This is a genomic window from Brachybacterium sp. GU-2 (genome assembly GCF_030866705.2).
In the GTDB taxonomy this organism is placed as follows: domain Bacteria; phylum Actinomycetota; class Actinomycetes; order Actinomycetales; family Dermabacteraceae; genus Brachybacterium; species Brachybacterium conglomeratum.
In genome coordinates this window covers 1,564,742-1,578,398 of sequence record NZ_CP133037.2, presented here as the reverse complement: position 1 = coordinate 1,578,398, position 13,657 = coordinate 1,564,742, and the positions used below count along the sequence as shown (strand labels likewise).

At 72.8% G+C, this 13,657-nt stretch carries 14 protein-coding genes and 1 tRNA gene; 9 read left to right on the top strand and 6 right to left on the bottom strand.

Annotated features, from left to right (window positions below; genetic code table 11):
- Window positions 1–91: 91 nt before the first annotated feature.
- From RBL05_RS07250 to RBL05_RS07235, 4 genes are all read left to right on the top strand, one after another.
- Window positions 92–1,720: an HNH endonuclease gene (locus RBL05_RS07250; protein WP_318604234.1), complete on the top strand. Its 1,629-nt coding sequence runs from the start codon at window positions 92–94 to the stop codon at window positions 1,718–1,720.
- 89 nt (window positions 1,721–1,809) lie between these two features.
- The gene (pheA, locus tag RBL05_RS07245; protein ID WP_308740082.1) at window positions 1,810–2,787 is read left to right on the top strand and encodes a prephenate dehydratase; all 978 of its coding nucleotides are present in this window, start codon (window positions 1,810–1,812) and stop codon (window positions 2,785–2,787) included.
- A 1-nt stretch (window position 2,788) separates the two neighbouring features.
- Entirely contained in the window at window positions 2,789–3,328 is a 540-nt protein-coding gene (locus RBL05_RS07240) for a YdeI/OmpD-associated family protein (protein ID WP_308740083.1), read from the top strand.
- A gap of 8 nt (window positions 3,329–3,336) precedes the next feature.
- Complete coding sequence (locus RBL05_RS07235) at window positions 3,337–3,813, top strand: hypothetical protein (protein WP_308740084.1); 477 nt, start codon at window positions 3,337–3,339, stop codon at window positions 3,811–3,813.
- A 2-nt stretch (window positions 3,814–3,815) separates the two neighbouring features.
- On the opposite strand, the gene RBL05_RS07230 is transcribed toward RBL05_RS07235, so the two are convergent.
- Window positions 3,816–4,970 (bottom strand): diacylglycerol/lipid kinase family protein, encoded by a 1,155-nt coding sequence (locus RBL05_RS07230; RefSeq protein WP_308740085.1) that lies wholly within the window; start codon window positions 4,968–4,970, stop codon window positions 3,816–3,818.
- 62 nt (window positions 4,971–5,032) lie between these two features.
- On the opposite strand from RBL05_RS07230, the gene serS reads away from it, so the two are divergent.
- Window positions 5,033–6,304 carry a serine--tRNA ligase gene (serS, locus tag RBL05_RS07225; protein ID WP_308740086.1) on the top strand — a complete coding sequence of 424 codons (1,272 nt, stop codon included), beginning with the start codon at window positions 5,033–5,035 and terminating at the stop codon, window positions 6,302–6,304.
- Between the two features lie 94 nt (window positions 6,305–6,398).
- Window positions 6,399–7,265: an HAD family hydrolase gene (locus RBL05_RS07220; protein WP_070501756.1), complete on the top strand. Its 867-nt coding sequence runs from the start codon at window positions 6,399–6,401 to the stop codon at window positions 7,263–7,265.
- Here RBL05_RS07220 and RBL05_RS07215 read toward each other — a convergent pair.
- The 3 genes from RBL05_RS07215 to RBL05_RS07205 all read right to left on the bottom strand — a co-directional run bounded on the left by RBL05_RS07215 (window position 7,256) and on the right by RBL05_RS07205 (window position 10,252).
- Window positions 7,256–7,681: a hypothetical protein gene (locus RBL05_RS07215; protein WP_308740087.1), complete on the bottom strand. Its 426-nt coding sequence runs from the start codon at window positions 7,679–7,681 to the stop codon at window positions 7,256–7,258. The genes RBL05_RS07220 and RBL05_RS07215 overlap by 10 nt on opposite strands.
- 571 nt (window positions 7,682–8,252) lie before the next feature.
- A complete protein-coding gene (locus RBL05_RS07210; RefSeq protein ID WP_308740088.1) occupies window positions 8,253–9,230 on the bottom strand; it encodes an NAD(P)H-quinone oxidoreductase in 978 nt (325 codons plus the stop codon).
- 44 nt (window positions 9,231–9,274) lie between these two features.
- Window positions 9,275–10,252, bottom strand: a complete 978-nt coding sequence (locus tag RBL05_RS07205; RefSeq protein ID WP_308740089.1) for an MDR family oxidoreductase — start codon at window positions 10,250–10,252, stop codon at window positions 9,275–9,277.
- Between the two features lie 95 nt (window positions 10,253–10,347).
- Here RBL05_RS07205 and RBL05_RS07200 point away from each other — a divergent pair.
- Both RBL05_RS07200 and RBL05_RS07195 read left to right on the top strand, forming a co-directional pair.
- A tRNA-Ser gene (locus tag RBL05_RS07200) sits at window positions 10,348–10,435 on the top strand.
- Between the two features lie 46 nt (window positions 10,436–10,481).
- Complete coding sequence (locus RBL05_RS07195; protein WP_308740090.1) at window positions 10,482–11,006, top strand: PH domain-containing protein; 525 nt, start codon at window positions 10,482–10,484, stop codon at window positions 11,004–11,006.
- A 6-nt stretch (window positions 11,007–11,012) separates the two neighbouring features.
- Here RBL05_RS07195 and RBL05_RS07190 read toward each other — a convergent pair whose 3' ends face one another.
- The gene (locus RBL05_RS07190) at window positions 11,013–11,807 is read right to left on the bottom strand and encodes a DUF1684 domain-containing protein (protein WP_308740091.1); all 795 of its coding nucleotides are present in this window, start codon (window positions 11,805–11,807) and stop codon (window positions 11,013–11,015) included.
- Between the two features lie 83 nt (window positions 11,808–11,890).
- The gene (locus tag RBL05_RS07185) at window positions 11,891–12,832 is read right to left on the bottom strand and encodes an SDR family NAD(P)-dependent oxidoreductase (protein ID WP_308740092.1); all 942 of its coding nucleotides are present in this window, start codon (window positions 12,830–12,832) and stop codon (window positions 11,891–11,893) included.
- A gap of 210 nt (window positions 12,833–13,042) precedes the next feature.
- Between RBL05_RS07185 and RBL05_RS07180 the strand changes: the two genes are divergently transcribed.
- Window positions 13,043–13,648, top strand: coding sequence for a hypothetical protein (locus RBL05_RS07180; protein ID WP_308740093.1), 606 nt, complete (start codon window positions 13,043–13,045; stop codon window positions 13,646–13,648).
- Window positions 13,649–13,657: the final 9 nt, after the last annotated feature.

Sequence of the window (13,657 nt, the reverse complement as noted above, 5' to 3'; positions counted from 1 at the left end):
GTCGAATGTCAGGGTGGGTCCGTAGGCTGATCACCAGCTGGAACGCCCACAACAGCAGCATCGACGACGAGTCCACGGGGAGGTGGGGGCGATGACCACGACGGACCACCGCTCCGTGGCGTCTCCCGCCTCTGCGCGGTCCCCGCGCAGCTCGTCGGCCGGACCGTCGGCCTCCCGCGCTCCCGCCTCACGCGGCCCTGTGCCGCGCACCGCGACGGCCCCTCCCCGTGCCCGCGTGCGGGCACGGGCACGGCTCACCGAGGGCTCCCTCCTGCGCCGCGGCGGCGTCGAGCCCGGCGCCGACGCTCGCACCATCGCGCGCCTGCTCGAGGAGGAGCGGGAGGACTCCCGGCGCCACGCGCGCCGGCTCGCCGACCTCGCCCCCTTCTGGATCGACCACGACGACCCCGACCTCGACGACGACCGCGAGGAGCGCAGCCTCGCCGTCGCGATCGCGACCCGCACCACCACCGCGATCGCCTCCTATCGGATCGCGGACGCGCACACCGCCGTCACCGAGATGCCCGCGACCTTCGCACGACTCGCCGCCGGGGACATGCCCGTCGAATGGCACACGCGCATGCTGAAGGCGGTCCGCGACCTCACCGCCGTCCAGCGCGCCCAGGTCGACGAGATCGTCGCCTCATGGGATCTTGCCTCTGTGCCTGCGGACCGCTTCCGTGACGAGCTGCGCCAGCTGCGCTCCTGGTTCGATCGCGAGATGAGCGCCCCGCGGCCCGAGTCGCTGCGGGACGTGTCCCTCGAGAACTCCCTGCACGACGATGGCACCGCCTTCCTGCGCATCACCGGCCCGATCCCCGAGATCCTCGATCTCGCCCGGCGCCTGGACCGCTCCGCGAAGACCGTGCAGGCGCGTCAGCGCCGCGCCCTCGAGGAGGGCGAGCCGATCCCCTTCGACCTCGACGGGGACGTGGCCCGTGGCGGGAAGGCCATGAGCCAGGCGGCGCTGCGCTACGCGATCCTCCTGCGCACCGAGCTCGACACCGGCGGGGTCGAGGTCCCCGCGCCGCGGCACCGCGTGAACGTCGTCGTCCCCGTGCTCACCCTGATGGGCCTCAGCGACACCCCGGCCCTGTACGACGGGATCCACCCGCTGCCTGGGCAGATGGCCCGCGACCTCGCCGCCGCCGAGCCCGTCTGGCACCGCGTCTTCGCCGACCCCGCGGACGGCGGATTCCTCCCGCTGCCCGCCGAGCGCTACCGCCCCTCCGCCGACCAGGTGGAGCATCTGCGGCTCCTGCACCCGCGCTGCGCCGCCCCCTGCTGCACGCACACCACCACCGACGACGCCGAGAACGACCACATCGAAGAGTTCGACCACGCCGATCCCGCCCGCGGCGGACCGACCAGCCTCCACAACCTCCACCGCCTCGACTGGAGGCACCACGATCTGAAGACCGCCGGGCGCATCGATCCCGTGCGGGAGCCCGACGGAGCCACCACCTGGACGGTCGGCTCCCCGGCCCTGATCACCACCCGCGTCGCACCACGTGGTGACCTCGCCGCGCCCCATCACGCCAAGGCGCTCATGGAGTCGTGGGAGGAGTTCTGCTGGCACCGGGACCTCGACCAGATGCAGGCGAACGGCGAGATCGACCGGATCCTGCAGGAGTGGGGACCAGCGGACCTTCTGCACGACCCACCGCCCGACCCCGACGACGAGAGCCGCGCGTACTGGGAGCAGGGCCCTCCGTTCTGAGACGGGGGGATGCCCTGCCCGTCTCCGCCCAGCTCGGCCACCATGACCGGGCTCCGCGCCGGGTACCGGCACCCGAGTACCCTTCCCCCATGCGGTACGGATTCCTCGGTCCCGAGACGACCTTCACCCACCAAGCACTCCTCCAGGCGCTCACCGAGATCCCCGAGGAGTTCCGGGCAACCGAGCCCGAGCTGGTGCCCTTCGCCTCGGTCGCCACCGCCACCACCGACCTGATCGCCGGCGACATCGACGCACTCATGGCCCCGATCGAGAACTCCGTCGAGGGCGGCGTCTCCGGGACCCTCGACGTGCTCGCCGCGACCGACTCCATCACGATCGTCGCCGAGCAGACCGTGCAGATCACCTTCGTGCTCGCCGCCCGCGAGCAGACCGCGCTCGAGCAGCTGACCACCGTCTCCTCCCACCCGCACGCCCAGGCGCAGGTGCAGGGCTGGCTGCGCAGCAACGTGCCCGGCGCGAACATCACCGCCGCCTCCTCGACCGCCGCCGCGGCCCGCGACCTCGCGAGCATGAGCGAGGACGAGGCCTGGGGGCGTGCCGCGGTCTGCTCGCCGCTGGCGGCGGAGCACTTCGGCCTCACCGTCCTCGCCGACGGGATCGAGGACCATGCCGGCGCGATCACCCGCTTCGTGCTCGTCACCCGCGAGGGCCGGATCCCCGCCCGCACCGGCTCCGACAAGACCACCGTCGTGATCCAGCTGCCGCACAACCGCTCCGGCGCCCTGCTCGAGGCGCTCGAGATCCTCGGCTCCAACGGCGTGAACATGTCCCGGATCGAATCCCGGCCCGTCGGCGACTTCCTGGGCCGGTACTCCTTCTCCCTCGACCTCGAGGGGCACATCGAGGACCGGCGGGTCTCCGCGGCGCTGCGCTCCCTGCACCGCCTCTGCCCGGTGGTGCACTACCTCGGCTCCTACCCGCGGGTCGACGGCGAGCAGCCCGAGGTGCGCGAGGACTACGCCGACCACGCCTACGACGAGGCCCACGACTGGCTCGAGCGCCTGAGCGGCATGATCACCCCCGCCGACCCGACCACGGAGATCTGAGATGGCCCCGAAGACCCCCGTCACCGTCACCGGCACCGGCCGGGTGCGGGCGATCGACGAGCGGCTGATCCTGCCGCTGCCCGAGGAGGCGAGCGCGCAGCTGCCCTCCCGCGGGCAGGTCGCCGTGCATGCGACCCTCGACGGTCACGAGCGCGACACCGTCGTCGAGCCCGACGGGCGCAAGGGGCACTGGATCGACCTGGCGCCGGAGCTCGCCGAGGCCCTCGACGCGAGCGAGGGCAGCGAGGTCGCCTTCACCCTCACCACCACGAAGGACTGGCCCGAGCCGGAGGTCCCCGCCGACCTCGCCGCCGCGCTCGAGGACGCAGGCGATCTCGCGGAGACCTGGCCGTCGCTCACCCCGATGGCGCGCTGGGAGTGGGTGCGCTGGGTCGGCTCGACCCGCAGCGAGAGCACCCGCGCGAAGAGGGTCGACGTCTCCATCGACAAGCTCCGCAACGGCTCTCGCCGCCCCTGCTGCTTCGACCTCTCCTCCTGCACCGACCCGGAGCTCGCCCGCAGCGGCAAGCTGCGGGAGTGAGGGGAACGGTGGCAGTGCTGCAGCGCCGCAGCTCGCGACGTGATCTCGCGGCCGTCGCCGTATTCTCCGGGGTCGGCCTGGTCCTCGGCGGCTGCGGGCTCCTGCCCGGGCGCCGACGACGGGAGATCGAAGTGGCCGTGAGCTCCGGACTCGTCGATGCCGTCATGGCGGTCGACGAGGATCGCGAGCCGCGTGACGTCGCCGCGGCCATCGGCGACGAGTTCGCCTGGGACCGCTTCACCGTCTACACGATCGGGACGCCGGGGGAGAGGATCAACGAGGAGTCCGGGGTGATCGTCGAGCCCGGCGAGCACTACACCACGCAGGAGATCCTCTACGTCTTCCACCGGGACGGCGTCGCCGTGCGGGGCGTGCCGCTGCCCTTCGAGAACCTGGCGTACGGGGCAGGGACCTGGTGGGGCCCGCGCACGCGGATCCTCTGGGACGACGAGTGGGGCACGCATCTCGAGGACCCCGACGCCTGAGCTCAGGACTTCGAGGGGTCCGTCGTGTCCGGGACCCGCAGCCGCAGCACGCCGGGATCGACGGTCGCGATCAGGTGAGTCGCCTCGATGTCGGTGTCCCCGTCGAGCTGGACGGGCTGCGCCTTCGCCGTGGTCACGCGGATGCCGGTGGTCAGATAGCGCTCCATCGTGGAGAGCTTCGGTCCCACCTTCGGGACCAGCTTCGGGTTGATCACCTGGGTGGCGACCTGGCTGAAGCCCGCCGCGCCGCGCCAGCCGGCGACGACCACCTCGAGGCGGCCGTTGTCGATCGTCGCATCCGGCATCAGCACGAAGCCGCCGGGCAGCTTGCCGACGTTGCCCAGCAGCACGGTGCGGGCCTTGTGGGCGTGGCGGGTGCGGTCGGGCAGCTCGACGACGACGTCGACCGAGCGGCCGAGGATCGTGCGGACCCCGCCGAAGACGTAGGCGACCCAGCCGATGCGCTTCTTCATCCGCGGGTCGGTGTAGCCGATCATCTCGGCGTCGGCGCCGAAGCCCGCGATCACCAGGAAGATCTGCTTCGGCGCGGACTGCGCGGTCGCGGGGGAGTCCCCATAGCGCAGCCAGCCGACGTCGACCTGGTGGTCCTTGCCGGTCAGCGCCGCGACCATCGCCGCGGCCGGGTCCTCCAGGGGGATGTCGACGTTGCGGGCCAGGAGGTTGCCGGTGCCGGAGGGGATGATGCCCATGCGGGTGTCGGTGCCGGCGAGGACGGAGGCGACCATGCGCACGGTCCCGTCTCCGCCCGCGGCCATGACCAGGTCCGCGCCGTCGGCGACTGCCTGCTCGGTCTGTCCGCGACCGGGGTCGTCGATCGTGGTCTCGTAGTACTCGACCTCCGCGCCCTCGACCCGCTCGACGACCTCGGAGATCCGTCGGCGGAAGTCGTCGGTGCCCTCGAACTTCGAGGGGTTCAGCACCACGGCGATGCGGCGGAGGCGCCCCGGGGCGTGCGCGTCCTCGCCGTCGTCGGACGGCTCCTCGGGCGCGCTGGTCCGCGAGGCCGCCGCGGCCTGGAGGGCGGAGAGCTCGCGACGGTGGCGACCGAGGCGTCGCAGCACCACGACCAGCAGGACGACGGCGATGATCGTGGTGACCACCGAGGCGATGCTCAGCAGAAGCAGGGTCAGATCCATGTGCCCACAGTAGCGGCGCGGCCCCGCCGCGAGAGGCCCGCGCACGCAGGTACCCTGGAGCAATGATCGATCTGCGGCTCCTGCGAGACAATCCCGACGTCGTCCGAGCGGCCCAGCGGGCCCGGAGGCGCGACGCCTCCACCGTCGATGCGGTGCTCGAGGCCGACTCCCGCTGGCGCGAGGCCACCTCCGCCTTCGAGTCCGCGCGCGCCGAGCAGAAGGCCTTCGGCAAGAAGGTCTCCCAGGCCACGGGCGAGGAGAAGCAGGCACTGCTGGCCGAGGTCAAGCAGCTCGCCGCCGACGTGAAGCGGCTCGAGGCCGAGTCCGGCGAGGCGCTCGCCGTCCGCGACGCGGCCCTGCGCGAGATCCCGAACCTCGCCGAGGGCGCTCCCGAGGGCCTCGAGGAGGACTTCGTCGTCCGCGAGACCGTCGGCGAGATCCCGAGCTTCGACGGCGAGATCAAGGACCACCTCGAGATCGCCGAAGGCCTGAAGGCGATCGACATGGCCCGCGGCGCAAAAGTCTCCGGCGCCCGCTTCTACTTCCTGCGGGGCGTCGGCGCGCAGCTCGAGCTCGCGATCCTGAACTCCGCGATCGACCAGGCCACCAAGGCCGGGTTCACCCCGATGATCACCCCCACCCTGGTGCTGCCGGAGTCGATGGAGGGCACCGGCTTCCTCGGCGAGCACGCCGACGAGGTCTACCACCTCGACAAGGGCGACGACCTCTACCTCGTCGGCACCTCCGAGGTAGCGCTGGCGAGCTACCACAAGGACGAGATCCTCGACCTCTCCGGCGGCCCGATCCGCTACGCCGGCTGGAGCGCCTGCTATCGCCGCGAGGCCGGCAGCTACGGCAAGGACACCCGCGGCATCATCCGCGTGCACCAGTTCCACAAGGTCGAGATGTTCTCCTACTGCCGCATCGAGGACTCCTACGAGGAGCACGAGCGGCTGCTGGACTGGGAGCGGGAGATGATGGCGCGGATCGACGTGCCCTACCGCATCATCGACACCGCCGCCGGCGACCTCGGCACCTCCGCCGCCCGCAAGTACGACTGCGAGGCGTGGATGCCCAGCCAGAACACCTACCGCGAGCTGACCTCCACCTCGAACACCACCCAGTTCCAGGCCCGTCGGCTGAACATCCGCGAGCGCACCGAGGACGGACTGCGCCCCGTCGCCACCCTCAACGGCACGCTCGGCACGACCCGCTTCATCGCCGCGATCCTCGAGAACCACCAGCAGGCCGACGGCTCCGTCGTCGTGCCGGAGGGTCTGCGGCCCTATCTCGGCGGGCGCGAGGTCTTCGAGGTCGTGGGCGGCGCTGCCTGAGATGCCCTTCCCCCGACCCCTGAAGCGACTGCGCGAGGCTCTTCGTCACCGACGGTTCACCCGTTCGTCGGCGGCCGATGGCACACTGCCGCGCATGGGCGCCTCCCTCACGACCACCGACCGCACCGCCGCGCGGGAGCGTCTGGCCGAGCACCTCGACCGGCTCGACGGGAAGGCGCTGCTGATCGGCCTCGACGTCGACGGCACCCTCGTCGACCACGACGGGCGGATGACCCCGGAGATGCGGGACGCGCTGCGCGGCGCCGCGAGCACGCACACCGTCGTCATCGCCACCGGCCGCTCCCTCGGCGCGACCCTGCCGATCGTCGAGGCCGCCGGGATCACGCGCGGCTACGCGGTCTGCTCCAACGGCGCGGTCACCGTCGAGATGGACCCGGAAGCCGAGGGCGGGCACCGCATCGTCGACACCCGCTCCTTCCAGCCCGGCCACGCCCTGCGCACCCTGCGCGAGGTCGCCCCCGACGCGCACTACGCGGTCGAGACGGCCGACGGCGGCTTCCACTCGACCACCGGCTTCCAGGACGCGAGCTTCGGCGTCGAGGCGACCGAGACCGCGCTCGACGACCTGATGGAGCTGGAGGCGGTGCGCGTGGTCGTCCACGTCCCCGACCTCTCCCCGCAGGAGTTCTCGAAGGTCATCGCCGAGTCCGGGGTGCACGGCGTCGAGTACTCGATCGGCTGGACGGCCTGGCTGGACATGGCCGCGCCCGGCATCTCCAAGGCCAGCGCCCTCGAGGTGATCCGCGACCGGCTCGGCATCGAGCGGCGGGCGACCGTCGCCGTCGGCGACGGCTTCAACGACACCGAGATGCTCACCTGGGCCGAGGTCGGGGTCGCGATGGGGCAGGCGCCACAGGGTGTCAAGGATGTCGCGGACGTGGTCACCGAGTCGATCTACGAGGACGGCACCGTGCTGGTGCTGGAGCGCTTTCAGCGCTGACGCTGACGGTACGCGCGGAGCCAGGCCTCGGAGTCCTTGACGGCCTGCTCGTTGGCGTGACGGATCGGGCGGGCCCACTTCGGATAGACGGCGTCCGGGATCGGGATGAAGCTCAGGCAGCAGATGATCAGCGGGATGAAGCTCAGCACGGCGATCGGTGCCACGACAAGCAGTAGGTACGTGCCGATCACGGGCAGCGCCACAGCGCTGAAGCACCAGCACAGCACCCCGACCGCCGGCCCTCCGACCACGGACATGCGTTCACGGAACAGCGGATTTCCCTGCCCCCTGCCCATCCATCGTCGGGCCGCCGGAGAACGTCCACGGCGCTCCCAGGTGGCGAGGGTGAAGAAGGCCGCTCCCACGACGAACGAGGCCGCGGAGATGAGCAGACCAGTGATCGTCTCGTCGCCCATAGGAGCAGTCTTTCATCATGGGGAGTCCTCCCCATGTCGCCAGCTGCAGGGGCCAGCGGGAGGGGTCCCCGCGCTGGGGGAGGGAGGACAGCCGCGAGAGCGAGTACAGCTCGTCCCGTGCCCGCCAGTACTCGTGGTCGCGCACGTCCCGGGTGCCGGCGAGCACGGTCCACATGGCGCACAGCGCATGGAGCACGAGGATCGCCTCGGACACGATGAAGCAGCCAGGGGATCAGGTCGCCGCGGTGCGAGGGCTGGAGGAGGAACACCCCGTAGGCGAGGCATCCGGCCGTCGCCAGCAGCGTCAGCACGATCATCACGGGGGAGAACCGGTCGGTGGCCGCGGCGCGGCGGCTCACCGGGGTGAAGCGGTCGACGGAGGCGAGATCGTGGGCGGAACGGGGCATGGGAGCTCCTCGGCCGGCGGGCGATCGGGCCTTGCGAGGCCGCGATGCCCGATCCGGACCGAGGTCCGTCCCGCATGATGGGTGGGTGCGGCCAGACTCCGCGAACGGGGCGAATCGGACAAGTCCGATTCGCCCCGTTCACCGTTCCGTGACCTTTCCCTGGATCACGCCTTACGGCGGCGTCCCCGGCGGTTTTCGCCCGACGGGGGAGCGACCTCGAGGATCACCTTGCCCAGGTGGCCGCCGGTGCGGAGGATCTCGTGGCCGCGAGCGGCCTCGGCCAGCGGGAGCCGCTCGTGAATCGGGATCTGCAGCTCCCCGGAGGCCAGCAGCGGCCAGACCAGGTAGCGGGTCGCCTCGAGGATCGCGGCCTTGTTCTCCACAGGGCGTGACCGCAGCGTCGAGCCGATCACGCGGGCGCGCTTGGCCATCAGCTGCCCGATCGGCAGCTCGCCGCTCGCACCGCCGAGCGTCCCGATGATCACCAGGCGGCCGCCCTCGTTGAGCATCGCGACGTTGTCGGCCAGCGCCGAGCCGCCGACGACGTCGAGGATCACGTCCGCGCCGCCCGCCTCGCGCACCGCGGCGGGCAGGTCGATGATCCGGCGGTTCCACGCCTGGTCGGCGCCGAGCTGGGCGACGATCGGCAGGGCGTCGTCGCTGCCGACGGTGGTGAGCACACGGGCGTCCATGCCCTTCGCGAGCTGGATGGCGACCGTGCCGATGCCGCCCGTGCCGCCGTGGACCAGGACCGTCTCGCCCTCGCGCATCCCCGCCTCGAGCACCAGGTTCGACACGACCGTCGCGGCGGCCTCGACCACCCCGGCCGCGTCGATCAGGCCCATGCCCTCCGGGGCCGGCAGCAGCTGCTCCTCGGGGACCGCGACAACCTCGGCGTAGCCGCCGCCAGCGAGCAGGGCGACGACCTCCTCGCCGGTGTCGCGGCGTCGGCCGGAGACCTCGAGGCCCGGCAGCTCGGAGGCGCTGGGCGGGGGCGGGTACTGGCCCGCGGCCTGCGCCAGATCGGCGCGGTTCACGCCTGCGGCGACGACGTCGACCAGCACCTCGCCGGGGCCGGGCGTGGGTTCGGGCAGCTCGGCGAGCTCGAGCTCGCCCTCGCCGACGATGGTGATCGCGCGCATGGTCCTCTTCTCGGTCCTCGGGTTCTCCGTGTCCGGGCTCGCCGTCATCGCCCCACCTGGACGACGGTGCGGCCGCGGATCCGGCCGGCCAGCACCTGCTGCGCGGTGGGGATCGCGTCGGCGAGGCCGATGGTGGTGGTCATCGAGTCCAGCAGGGCCGGGTCGAGCTCGCTCGCCAGCGCCGCCCAGGCCCGCTCGCGCAGCGGCAGCGGGCACTCGACGGAGTTGATGCCGGCGAGGGTGACGCCGCGCAGGATGAACGGCAGCACCGTCGTGGGCAGGTCCGGTCCCTGTGCGAGGCCGAAGGCGGCGACCGTGCCTCCCCATGCGGTCTGCGCGAGGACGTTCGCGAGGGTCGTCGAGCCGACCCCGTCGACCGCGGCGGCGAAGCGCTGCGACTGCAGGGGCCGGCCCGTCTCCTCCGACAGCTCGCGGCGGTCCACGACCTCGGCGGCGCCGAGGGAGCGCAGGTACTCGCCGTGCTCCTCGCCGCGCCCGGTCGAGGCGATCACGCGGTGGCCGCGACCGGCGAGCAGCGCGATCGCGATCGAGCCGGCGCCGCCGGAGGCGCCGGTGACCAGCACGTCCCCGTCGGCCGGGGCGAGGCCTGCGTCTTCGAGGCGCAGCACGGCGAGCATCGCGGTGAAGCCGGCGGTGCCGATCGCGGCGGCGCGCTGCGGGGTGAGGGCATCGGGCAGATGGACGAGTGCATCGGGCCGCACGCGGGCACGGGTCGCGAAGCCTCCGTGGCGGGACTCGCCGATCCCGTCGCCGTTCAGGCCGACGGCGTCGCCGGGGGAGAAGCGGGCATCGGCGGACTCCGTCACCGTGCCGACCAGGTCGATGCCCGGGATGAGCGGGTGGGTGCGGGCGATGCCCTTGCCGGCCAGGGCCATCGCGTCCTTGTAGTTCAGCGAGGAGAACTCCACGTCGAGCGCCACCTCGCCGGTCAGCAGGGACTCGTCGGCGTCTTCCAGCAGGCGCGGTGCCGCGCCCTCCGAGTCGATCAGGATCGCGCGCATCAGGGCTCCTCCGTCGGGCGGGGTTGGGTGGTGCCAGCCTAGCGCCGGTGCCCCCGGCGTCGACGGTAGACTGGTGCGGGTGCCTTCGGGCACCGGGAGGGTTGTCAGAGCGGCCGAATGAGATGGTCTTGAAAACCATTGTGCAGTGACCCTGTACCGCGGGTTCGAATCCCGCACCCTCCGCTGATCTGCACTGCTGTGTTCATCCGGGCGCCATCGGAGGGGGAGCGTGGCCGAGGTCGGGTATCGCGCGATCCGGGTCTGGGTGGTCCGGTCCGCGATGGGCGTCGTCCTCGCGCCCGTCTCCCTCCTCGTGCTGGGCGGCGGCGTCATGCTGCTCACCGCGGACTCCGTCGCCGGGGTGCTCGGGTTCCTGCTGTGCCTGTCCCTCGTGCTCTTCATCGGCCTGGTCTGGTTCGTGGGCACCAGGGTCCAGTTCCTCGTCGACGACGAGGGGCTCACGATCGTCCACTACGTGCGCACCCATCGAATCCCGTGGGAGCAGGTCGCCGTGATCGAGCAGAGCAGCTCCTACTGGACCACGGGCGCCGCGGTCGTCGTGCTGCGCGAGCCCGCCGGACGGCGCATCACCGCGCTCGCGACCACGGATCGCATGATGCTGTACCGCGGGGAGAACCCCTTCGCCTTCGTCGACGCCTCACGCGCGTACGCCCCGCGCCCTCCGACGCAGGCCGCGATCGCGGCGCACCGTCGCTGGATCGCCGCGACGAATGCGCGGAGGCAGGGCCGGTAGAGGCCCTCAGCGGTCCGTCGGCTCCACGCGGCGCTCGCCGGCGCGGACCGGGACCGTCAGGTGGTTGCCCTCCGGCGGGCGGGGGCAGGTCGCCGAGGTGCTGAAGGCCGAGGGGAAGTTCAGCGCCCGGTTCAGGTCCACCTCGATGCGGTCCCCGTCGATCCGCGCCTCCACCTGACGCCAGTCCGCGCTCTCCGTGCCGGAGGTCTCGTCCGTGAACACGAGGGTCGAGCGGCCGGTCACCACGAGCTCCACGTCCTGGCCGTCGATCGTGAAGCGCGCGACGCCGGGGGAGGGGATCTCCGAGGTGAGCCAGGGCAGGACCGAACCGACCGTGATCTCCGTCGGGCGCGGGACGAAGGTGCCGGTCAGCACCGCGTCCGGGTCGTGCTCGAAGGTCGGCACGCCCTCGAAGGCGGTGCGTCGCGGGGCCGACGGGTCCAGCAGGCGCAGCCCGATCCGGTCGCCGCGGCGGATCACGTCGATCTGCACGTCCTCGCCGAAGCGGGCCAGGCGCACGTCGGCGGCCGCGCCGACGGTGACGCGGGTGTGCTCACCATGGTGCTCGACGAGCGCCTCGGGGGCGTCCGCCAGCAGCTCGAGCGCCTCGCCCTCCCACTCCGCCTCGAGCACGTCGCCCTCGCGCTTCCAGGTGCCGGGCACGCCCTCGATCTCGCGCGCCCCGTCGGCCGGGTCGATCCAGTGCAGTCCCACCTGGGAGAGGATCCCGTGCGGCGCGGCGAGGCCGCGGTCGCGACGGTCGCGGAAGGCGAGGAAGTCCTCGGGGGCGGATGCGGTCATGGGAGCCTCCTGCAGGTCTCGGACGGGACGCTCGCAGTCTGCTCCCTCTTAGCCCGCACGTCGAGGGCCCGTGTCATGCGCGGTCATCCGCCGAGGCCGTCGACCTCCGCACGCGCCCATGCGGCGACCTCCCGGGCCACGTCGCGGTCGAGCGCCGTGGGGGAGCGACGCAGGAAGGTCGGCCGTCCGTGCAGCGCGCCGGGACCGTCGGGGCCGAGGTAGGAGCCGGGCGGGAGCGGCTGCGTCGCCGCGAGCAGCACCGAGGCCGCGCCCTCCTGCGCCGTCATCGCCAGCGGACGGGACGCGGCGGTCACCAGGGCGTCCAGCCGGTCGGAGCCGGTCGCGTTCTGCAGGTTCGTCAGCACCCAGCCGGGGTGGACCAGCTGGAGGTCCACCGGGGAGCCCGACGCGGTCAGCTGCTCGGCGAGGTCGAGCCCCCACAGCATCGTCACCAGCTTCGAGCGGCCGTAGGCGGCGCGCAGCGACCACCCGCCGCGGCGGAAGTGCGGATCGGTGAGGTCGATGCGTCCGAAGGTGTGGGCGTGGGAGGCCACCACCACGACCCGCTCCCGCACCGAGGGGAGCAGCAGATCCGTCAGCAGCAGCGGCGCGAGGGCGTTGACGCCGATCATCCGCTCGAAGCCGTCGGCCGTCTCCTCTCGCCGGCGGGTGACCAGGCCCGCCACGTGGATCAGCAGGTCGATCCCGGTCCCGGCGGTCTCGCGGCCGATGGCCTCGGCAGCCGCGCGGACGGAGGAGAGGGCGTCGAGTTCCAGGTCGACCAGGCGCACCGCCCCGGGGCGCCTCGTCTCCGCCGTGACGCGGGAGCGGACGATCTCGCCCTTGGCCCGGCTGCGCACCGCGAGCACGAGATCGGCGCCCCAGAGCGCCAGCTGCAGCGCGGCCTCGCGGCCCAGCCCGTCGCTCGCGCCGGTCATCACGACGGTCCTGCCGCGCAGGTCCGGGGCGGGCAGATGCTCCCAGCCCAGCGGGGTGCCGGAGCGTGCAGATCGGGACCGGATCACGGGGGCTCCTGAGGGGTGCGGCGGCATCGCGTGCTGCGGCGGACGCTAGCGGTGCGCCGCGGAGGGGTCAACGCCGCGGCCGTCGGCGGTGGTCGGCCGTCGCATGAGAGGCGCCTCATCACCGTCTGGGGCGTCTCTCATCGGACCCGTGTTCTCTGTGGTCACCGAGAAGAGGACCCGGGCGACCGGGACGACGAAGGAGTGATCACGATGCGTGCGAAGACGACGATCTGGACCGTGGCGGCCGGCACCACCGCGGCCGTGCTGATCCCGGGCGTGGCCTATGCGATGGTCGGCGGCGGCGAGAGCGCCCCGCGCACCGTCGAGGACGCGGTCGTGCAGCCGGCCGACGGCGCCGCGCAGGCCTCCGTGGCCTCCGCTCCGCCGGCGTCGAGCCCGGTCGAGCCCGCCGCCGCGCTGCCGGCGACGGAGACGATGCAGAGCGCGGGGACCGCTGGTGGCGAGGTCAGCGCCGTGACGGCGGTGAGCGCGCCGACGGCGGTGAGTGCGGCCAGCGCGGCGTCGCCGGCGCCTGCTCCCGCGGAGGCCGCCGACGTGCAGTCGGCCCAGCCCGCCCCGGCCGCGCAGTCGGCCCCGTCGGCACCCAGCGCCCAGAGCGCGCAGTCCGCGCCCTCTGCGCAGTCCGCGCCCACCCCGGCGTCGGCGCCGTCGGCTCCGAGCGCGCCCTCGGGCCAATCCGCCCCGTCAGCCCAGTCCGCCCCGTCGGCCCAGTCCGCACCGAGCCCGGCCTCCGCCCCGTCGGCCCCCAGCTCCGTGTCCGCGGATTCTCCGCAGTCGCCCGACTCCGCGAACTGAGCCGGTCCC